Annotated in this window: 9 protein-coding genes and 2 pseudogenes; 5 read left to right on the top strand and 6 right to left on the bottom strand. The window is 72.3% G+C overall.

Annotated features, from left to right (window positions below; all coding sequences use genetic code 11):
• Positions 1–122: 122 nt before the first annotated feature.
• The 3 genes from ICW24_RS18150 to ICW24_RS19985 all read right to left on the bottom strand — a co-directional run bounded on the left by ICW24_RS18150 (position 123) and on the right by ICW24_RS19985 (position 1670).
• Positions 123–440 carry a hypothetical protein gene (locus ICW24_RS18150; protein WP_226347138.1) on the bottom strand — a complete coding sequence of 106 codons (318 nt, stop codon included), beginning with the start codon at positions 438–440 and terminating at the stop codon, positions 123–125.
• Between the two features lie 609 nt (positions 441–1049).
• Positions 1050–1310, bottom strand: coding sequence for a hypothetical protein (locus ICW24_RS20015; protein ID WP_504739327.1), 261 nt, complete (start codon positions 1308–1310; stop codon positions 1050–1052).
• Positions 1311–1322: 12 nt separating this feature from the next.
• Complete coding sequence (locus ICW24_RS19985) at positions 1323–1670, bottom strand: phospholipase A2 (protein WP_226347137.1); 348 nt, start codon at positions 1668–1670, stop codon at positions 1323–1325.
• On the opposite strand from ICW24_RS19985, the pseudogene ICW24_RS18140 reads away from it, so the two are divergent.
• The 3 genes and pseudogenes from ICW24_RS18140 to ICW24_RS18130 form a co-directional block, all read left to right on the top strand.
• Positions 1623–2939, top strand: a pseudogene (locus ICW24_RS18140) (FAD-binding dehydrogenase); the annotation flags it as partial. The gene ICW24_RS19985 and the pseudogene ICW24_RS18140 overlap by 48 nt on opposite strands.
• Positions 2888–3463 (top strand): annotated as a pseudogene (locus ICW24_RS19980) (MBL fold metallo-hydrolase); the annotation flags it as partial. The pseudogenes ICW24_RS18140 and ICW24_RS19980, both read left to right, overlap by 52 nt.
• Before the next feature lie 40 nt (positions 3464–3503).
• Complete coding sequence (locus tag ICW24_RS18130; protein WP_226347139.1) at positions 3504–3911, top strand: hypothetical protein; 408 nt, start codon at positions 3504–3506, stop codon at positions 3909–3911.
• Here the strand turns inward: ICW24_RS18130 and ICW24_RS18125 are convergent.
• Both ICW24_RS18125 and ICW24_RS18120 read right to left on the bottom strand, forming a co-directional pair.
• The gene (locus tag ICW24_RS18125) at positions 3892–4464 is read right to left on the bottom strand and encodes a DUF4334 domain-containing protein (RefSeq protein WP_226347136.1); all 573 of its coding nucleotides are present in this window, start codon (positions 4462–4464) and stop codon (positions 3892–3894) included. The two genes, ICW24_RS18130 and ICW24_RS18125, sit on opposite strands and share 20 nt — an antisense overlap.
• Positions 4465–4476: 12 nt before the next feature.
• Complete coding sequence (locus ICW24_RS18120) at positions 4477–4866, bottom strand: DUF488 domain-containing protein (RefSeq protein WP_226347135.1); 390 nt, start codon at positions 4864–4866, stop codon at positions 4477–4479.
• A gap of 123 nt (positions 4867–4989) precedes the next feature.
• Between ICW24_RS18120 and ICW24_RS18115 the strand changes: the two genes are divergently transcribed.
• Both ICW24_RS18115 and ICW24_RS18110 read left to right on the top strand, forming a co-directional pair.
• Positions 4990–5229 (top strand): hypothetical protein, encoded by a 240-nt coding sequence (locus tag ICW24_RS18115; protein ID WP_226347134.1) that lies wholly within the window; start codon positions 4990–4992, stop codon positions 5227–5229.
• A gap of 301 nt (positions 5230–5530) precedes the next feature.
• Positions 5531–5731, top strand: coding sequence for a PIN domain-containing protein (locus tag ICW24_RS18110; protein ID WP_226347133.1), 201 nt, complete (start codon positions 5531–5533; stop codon positions 5729–5731).
• Between the two features lie 449 nt (positions 5732–6180).
• Here the strand turns inward: ICW24_RS18110 and ICW24_RS18105 are convergent, their stop codons facing one another.
• On the bottom strand, positions 6181–7059 hold the full coding sequence (locus tag ICW24_RS18105) for a serine protein kinase RIO (RefSeq protein WP_226347132.1): 879 nt from the start codon (positions 7057–7059) through the stop codon (positions 6181–6183).
• Positions 7060–7228: the final 169 nt, after the last annotated feature.

Here is a 7228-nt window from a genome sequence, read left to right as displayed (position 1 = left end):
CGCCGACGCCACCAGGCCCGGTGACAACACCCCCCGGATCATCCGAACAACAGGGGCACTCAGTCATGCCGGACCTGGTGACCAGCACCCCACATCATCGGGGTGCGAAGAAGGTAACGGGGTCAGGACGGGTGGGCGGGGTGGACCCGGTCGGCGTCGACCCAGCGCACCGACACCGACCGGGTCCGGTCCGGTTCGCTCTCGACGACCGCGACGAGCACCCGCCATCCCCGCCCGGTGCGGCGCTGCTCGACGATCACCCCGGGCGCGCAGACCCCGGCGACGTCGAGGAAGACGAACCCCGGCCCCTGCGGCGGCACCGGCTCCGCCTCCACCCCCGCCTCACCCGCCGGCCCCGCCGAGGTCGCGCCCCTGGTGTTCGGGGCGGGGTCCGTGACCACGTCACGCGCCCCGATCGGCCCACCCAGCCCGCGACTCATACCCCCAGCCATACCCGACAGTGCCGCACTCACGTACGAATACCTGAAAGGCGTAGACCGGGGCTTGTCCACAGCCGCCCGCCGACGGCGCCCGCGGCGGCGCCCGACCGGGCAGGCTGACCCCATGACCGCGCCCACCGACGACCTCGAGGTCGACCTCCTCGCCGTCCTGGCCCGCCTGGCCGACCACCTCACCCCCGCAGACCGGGCGTGCCTGGCCGGCTACCTCACCACCGCCACCCCACCCACACCCACCCCGGAGCCGGAGCCGGGGCCCGGGTCCGGGTCCGGACTGGAAGTTCGTCGACGACCTGGCCGCCGCGGCCGACGACCTCTACACGCTCGCCCTCGCCACCGCCTGACCCGCACCGCTCGGCGTAGCCTCAACGCCATGTCCTCCCCGGCCGATACGCGACGCCGGGGCGGGCCCCCCATCCATCCGCCGCCACCGCCGCGGGCACCCCCCTGCTGCCCAGGCAGCCGGGGCCTGTTCACCAGGGGAGTGGCCATTGTCGGTGGCGCAGGACCGCCGGCCGGCAACACGGCCGCCGGCCCTGGGTGTCCGCTGTGGCCGTCACCGGCACCCAACGACGACACCGGTGACGACGACTACGACGCGCTCTGCGATTTCCCTATATCCCTGGCGGCAGTGGGTGTCTGACCGGGCGGGTACGTCTCATATCCTGATGGGGGCTGTGATCCGTCGGGTATGCACCTGTCCCCCGGTCCATCAATCACCCGAACCAGGTATTCCCCGTCGAGGCACGGCTTGCCCCCGTCCCAGTCGTAGCACCCTGCAAGGGCCACTGGCCCCAGAAACACAGACGCAACCACGGCCACGACCGCAACCTTCTTACGATAAGGACTCATGCAAGCCTCCACTCAGAATGCGCTAGCGCCATACCACCGCACCATCTTAAAGAAAGTCAGCGCCGCTACCGAAAGTGCGGGGCGATTGGCGCTAGGCACGGATGCGTTCTTATGGCTCATATCCCGGTAGAAAAGATCGTCGATCTTTTCACGGTAGGTTTCTGTCGGCGCCAGTCGCAGGTAGGATCGGGGCCCATAGTTTCGGTAACCAAAGTCGTGACGAATGCACGCATCATTGAACCATGCATCGTACGCCCATGTGGCAGGTTTTGTAAACCACGGTGACGAACAGCCATTATGTGACCAAGAGCGCCGATCGTCGGCTGGGCCGAGCGCGGATCGCTGAGCGCCGGCGGGCACGGCAACTCCGTCCCCCGCTTCCACGTGCCGTGGGGCACCGGCACCGGGATCAGCGAGCCCTTCGCCGACAAGGTGCGGGCCGGCGCGGACGCCGGACTCGTGACGTTCCACTTCCGCCACCGCGTCGACGGGCTCGTCTTCGACGGGCCGCGGGTCGTCGGCGTGCGCGGCACGGTCCTCGCCCCCGACACGGCCCGCCGGGGCGCGCCCTCGAGCCGCGCGGCGGTCGGCGACTTCGAGCTGCGCGCCGACGCGGTCGTCATCGCCAGCGGCGGCATCGGCGGCAACCACGAGCAGGTGCGCAGATGGTGGCCCGAGCGGCTCGGCACGCCCCCGCGCCGGATGATCACCGGCGTGCCGGAGCACGTCGACGGCCGGATGCTCGACATCGCCGCCGATCAGGGCGTGCGCCTCGTCAACCGCGACCGCATGTGGCACTACACCGAGGGCCTGCAGAACTGGAACCCGATCTGGCCCGACCACGCCATCCGCATCCTGCCCGGCCCCTCCTCGATCTGGCTCGACGCACGGGGACGGCGCCTGCCCGCCCCCGGGCTCCCCGGCTACGACACCCTCGGCACGCTCGAGCTGTTGCGCACCACCCCGGACATCGCCGACTACGACTACTCGTGGTTCGTCCTCGACCAGACGATCCTCAAGAAGGAGTTCTCCCTCTCGGGCTCGGAGCAGAACCCCGACATCACGAACCGCGACCTGGCCCTGCTGCTGCGCAGTCGGCTCGGTCGCACGGCCCAGGGTCCGGTCGAGGCGTTCAAGGAGCACGGGGCCGACTTCGTCGTCGCGGACACCGTCGAGGAGCTCGTCGCCGGCATGAACGACCTCAGCGGTGACGGCCTCCTCGACGCGGCCGAGATCGAGCAGCAGATCGTGAAGCGGGACAACGAGGTCGACAACCCCTACTCCAAGGACGTCCAGGTGATGGGCATCCACAACAGCCGCCGGTTCCGCGGTGATCGGCTGTTCCGGACGGCGAAACCCCATCGCGTCCTCGACCCCGCCCACGGCCCGCTCATCGCGGTGCGGCTGCGGATCGTCACCCGTAAGACGCTGGGCGGCATCCAGACCGACCTCGAGGGCCGGGCCCTCGGCGCGGACGCGCAGCCGATCCCCGGCCTGTACGCGGCGGGCGAGGCCGCGGGTTTCGGCGGTGGCGGCGCCCACGGCTACAACGCGCTCGAGGGCACCTTCCTCGGCGGGTGCCTCTTCACGGGCCGCACCGTCGGTCGCTCCCTGGTGCGGGCGCTGTGAGCCGGTGGTTCACGGGGCCTCCGGGAGGAACCGTCCGCCTTCGCGCCCTGCTCGAGGAGGGGGTGAGCACGCCCGACATCAGCGCGTGGAAGCCGTTCACCCAGCCCCGGATCGACGCGGGCCCGGGCGACGGGCCCACCGCGACCTTCCTCGGGGTCTCGACCGTGCTGCTGCGCGACCGGGACACGGCGATCCTCACCGACGGCTTCTTCTCGCGGCCGAACGTCGTCCGCACGGCGATCGGGCGGGTCCGCCCGAACCCCCGCCGGATCGCCGCCGGCCTGAGACTGGCGGAGGTCGATCGCCTCGACGCAGTGTTCGTCGTGCACTCCCACATCGATCACGCGCTCGACTCGGCGGCGGTCGCCCACCGGACCGGCGCCTGGCTGCTCGGCTCGGACTCGACGTGCCAGATCTCCCGCGGGCAACGATTCCCGCAGGAGCGGTTCCTGCGCGTCGTGGCCGGGGGGCCGGTCCGCTTCGGCGCCTTCACGCTCACCGCGGTCGAGGCTCGGGCACAGCCCCGGCGACGTCGCACCCGGTGTCGTCGACGCGCCGCTCGAGATGCCGGCCCGGACGGGCGAGTTCCGCACCGGGGAGTGCTACTCCCTGTTCGTCACCCACCGCGACCGGACCGTGCTCGTGCACGCGAGCGCCGACGCCGTCCCCGGTGCGCTCGACGGCCACCGGGCCGAGACCGTCTACCTGGGCATCGGGACGCTGGGCACCCAGAGTGACCGCTTCCGGGAGGACTACTGGCGCGAGGTCGTCGAGGCGGTCGGCGCCCGCCGCGTCGTCCCGATCCACTGGGACGACTTCACGCGGGGTCTGCACCGACCGATGCGCCCGCTGCCCCGCCCGTTCGACGACGTCCCTCGCTCGCTGGCGTGGCTCCAGCGGCGGGCGGAGCGGGCCGGTGTCGCGTTCGCGATGCCCCGCTTCGCCGAGCCGGTCAGCCCGTGGTCGGCGTAGGTCGACCCTCCCGCGACAGGACGAACGCGAACGGCGCGTCGAGGCCGCGCAGGTCCATGAGCCCGAGGGCGACTCCGTCGTCAACGAGCCGGACGTGGTCGTGGATCGGGAGCCGGTCGTAGACCATCGTCGCGGTGGCGGCGCCGCGGTACTCCATCATCCGCAGGCGCGCCGCAGGTCGCCTCGTGCGCAGCGCCCGCAGCCCGGGCCGCCCGGCTCGGACGAGGACCGGTCGCCGCACGAACCCGGGGCCGCGCGTCACGGCCCCGAGCGGGAGCAGCGCCGGGTCGATCGCGAACCGCCCCCACCGGTCCGCCATGACGAGTGGGTGCACGTCGTCGGCGGAGTCGAAGCGCTTCCCGTGCCACCCCGACGCCTCGAGCAACCCGTCGAGGGGGTTCCCCGTCGCCAGCCCTTCCCCGGCCCACGACCCGAGCATCGCCTCCACCGGCGCGACCGGCAGCGCGTCGAAGAGGGCGAGCACGTCAGGCAGCGACGCCGACCTGCGGGCGCGGTCCAGGCGGGCGCGCGCCTGCGAGGGCGACAGGGCCATGCGGGCACCTCCTCAGGTCGTCAGCTCGGCGCCGGCCTCGGCGAGGAGACCGCGTAGGGCCGAACGGTGGCAACGGGTCTCGTCCTCGCAGTAGCACCCGACGGAGAGGTCGGTGTGCCGCGACAGCGTCGCGAGGAGGCCGAGCAGGTGCTGCGCCGCGGGCACCTTCATCTCGGCGCGGTAGGCGCGGGCGAACGCGGCCCGGTCCCGGTCGGTCTCGGCCGCCTGGGCCCGCGTCACGAGATCGGGCGAGGGCGACAGCTCCGGCAGCCACGTGTCGTAGTAGTCGCGGGTGCCGAACTCCTCCTTGCGCACCCCGCGCGGCGGCCGACGGACCGTCCCGATCCGCACCCCCTCGTCGGGCGCGCGCGGACTGCCCAGCCGAACGACTCGGATCGCCATGCGTCTCAGCGTCCGCCCCTGGACGTGCCGCGGCAAGCGCGGTCTCCGCGAGACGCAGGCAAGGCGCGGGCGAGACGCTCTGACGGCGAGGCCTCCGATCGCCTCGATGCCATGCTGTCGGCCATGCGGACCACCGTCACGCTCGACGCCGATACCGAGCAGATCGTGCGTCGGCGCATGGCCGAGCGGCAGCAATCCGTCACGCAGGCCCTCACCGAGGCGATCCGCGACGGCGCCTCCGCACAGGTCGGGCCCACACCGTTTCGGATGAGGACGTTCTCCATGGGCCCGTCGCGTGTCGACCTCGATCAGGCCCGGCACCTTTCGCAGATCTCGAGGACGAGGAACTGCTTCGCCGCCTGAACGCCGGCTCATGAGGATCGTCGACGCGATCGACGGCCCGGAGGCGAGCGTCGTCCCAGGCCAGGCCGTCCCGGTCGCGGTACGTCCTGCTCTACGCGGTCGATGAGGACCTCCCGCACCACGAGGCCTCACACCGCCGGCTGGACCACGCGCCGTCCGGAGCCGATCGCGTCGGCTTCGCGTGGGTCGCCTCCTTGGCCTTCCTGCGACTGGCGACTCGGCCGGGTCTCTTCGCGCGCCCCCTTTCCGTCGACGAGGCCACGGGTGTCCTGAATGATTGGCACGATGCCCCGGCGCCGTGGTGGCCCAGCCGACCGCGACGCACGGGTCGCGCCTCAGGGAACTGCTGTCGCACGTGGGCGCGGGCGGCAACCTGGTCAACGACGCTCACCTCGCGACACTGGCGCTCGAACATCGCGGGTCGGTCGTCACGTACGACACAGACTTCACGCGCTTCCGTGATCTTCGTTCGTACCGGCCGGACGAGCTCCTCCCCCACTGACGCGGCAGGCGCCCGCGCCTCGGCCGACTGCGACCGCCCGATCGCGACCACACCGCGCCCGCCCCGACGGGGCCGACCTGACGCGCTCCCTGGGCCCGACGTGACGACGACGGCGTCGACCGGGGCCGCCCACCCGATACCGGCGCGTGACGCCCGGGCCGGCGTCGGGTCGGCGACGGACGCCTCGGTCGTGGTGACGTCGCGAGACTCGCGCGCCCGGGTGGACTGCCCCGGGGGCACGTAGCCAGGATCGAAGAACCATTTCGGCCGGGTCGGTGCGCCGCGCCTCGGCGGCCCGGGACGCTGACCTGCAGTGATGTCCGAAGGCCGCCCGGGCGGGGGCCGTCGACCAGGCCGAAATGGTTCTTCCCTGCCGGCCGCGACGGCGGAGACGGGTCGGACGGCCCCTCCGCTCGCCCGTTCCGGCGGGGCGGATCGTCACGCGCGCGTCACCACGCCTGGGCGAGCAGCGTGGCGAAGAGCTCCTGTTCGTCGACGTCGAGGCCGCGCGAGCGGAACCACGCGCACACGTTCGTGCAGTCGCGAAGCAGGAACTCGGTACCGGCCTGGTTGCCGATGATGTCGACCGCCTGCGGGAGGTCGATGAGCACGATGCGCTCACCGTCGGCGAGCAGGTTGTACGCCGACAGGTCTCCGTGGGCGATCCCGGCGCGGGACAGGCCCGCCATCGCGTCCGTGACCTGGGCGTAGTAGTGCTCGAGCAGGTCGCGATCGGGCCGGGTCTGCGCGAGCCGGGGAGCCGCCTCCCGGCCGTGGCCGACGAACTCCATGAGGATCTCCATGCCGTCGATCTGCACCGGGTACGGCACGGGGACCCCCTCGCACCAGAAGCGGTTCAGCATCTCCCACTCGGCGGCCGCCCACGCTCCGGCGGCCACCTGCCGACCGTAGGTGCTCTTCGCGTCGACGGCCCGCAGGTCGCGGGATCGCCGGGTGCCACGACCCTCGGTGTAGGCGGCGCTGCGGTGGAACGCGCGATGTTCGGGGCTGCGGTACCGCTTCGCGGCCATGACGCAGGCGGCGTCGGGGCTGCGGGGATCGGCGTGGGGGTCGGCGCGCTCGACGAGGAAGACGTCCGCCTCCTTGCCGGTCTTGAGGATGCCGAGCTCGGTGTCGATCGCGCCCTGGCTCGTGACGACCCAGTCGGGGCGCGGCTCCGGGCCCCGCTGGAGGGGCTCGATGCTCGCCCACGTCGACCAGCGTTGGTCGTCGGCGAGGTCGTCGTACTCGTGGAACGCGAAGGTGAAGCGCGGGTCGAGGCGCGCGGGGGTGGGGTCAGACGGGTGCTGCTGAGGGTCGGTGCTCATGTGCGGTGCTCCAGGGGCGAGAGGGTCGGCGGGTCGAAGGCACGCCGCGGACAGTCGTCGACATGTCACACCACCTCTCGTCGGGCACCGGTCGCGTCACCGGGCAGCTCCGATTCTCCGGTGCCGCCGGGCAGGGTGTCGACGGGTTTTCGGCGCCCGGCGCACTCCG

It is taken from the genome of Agilicoccus flavus, from assembly GCF_014857905.1.
Taxonomy (GTDB): domain Bacteria; phylum Actinomycetota; class Actinomycetes; order Actinomycetales; family Dermatophilaceae; genus Agilicoccus; species Agilicoccus flavus.
Note: the sequence above shows the minus strand (reverse complement) of the source record. Positions and strands in the feature narration are given on the sequence as shown.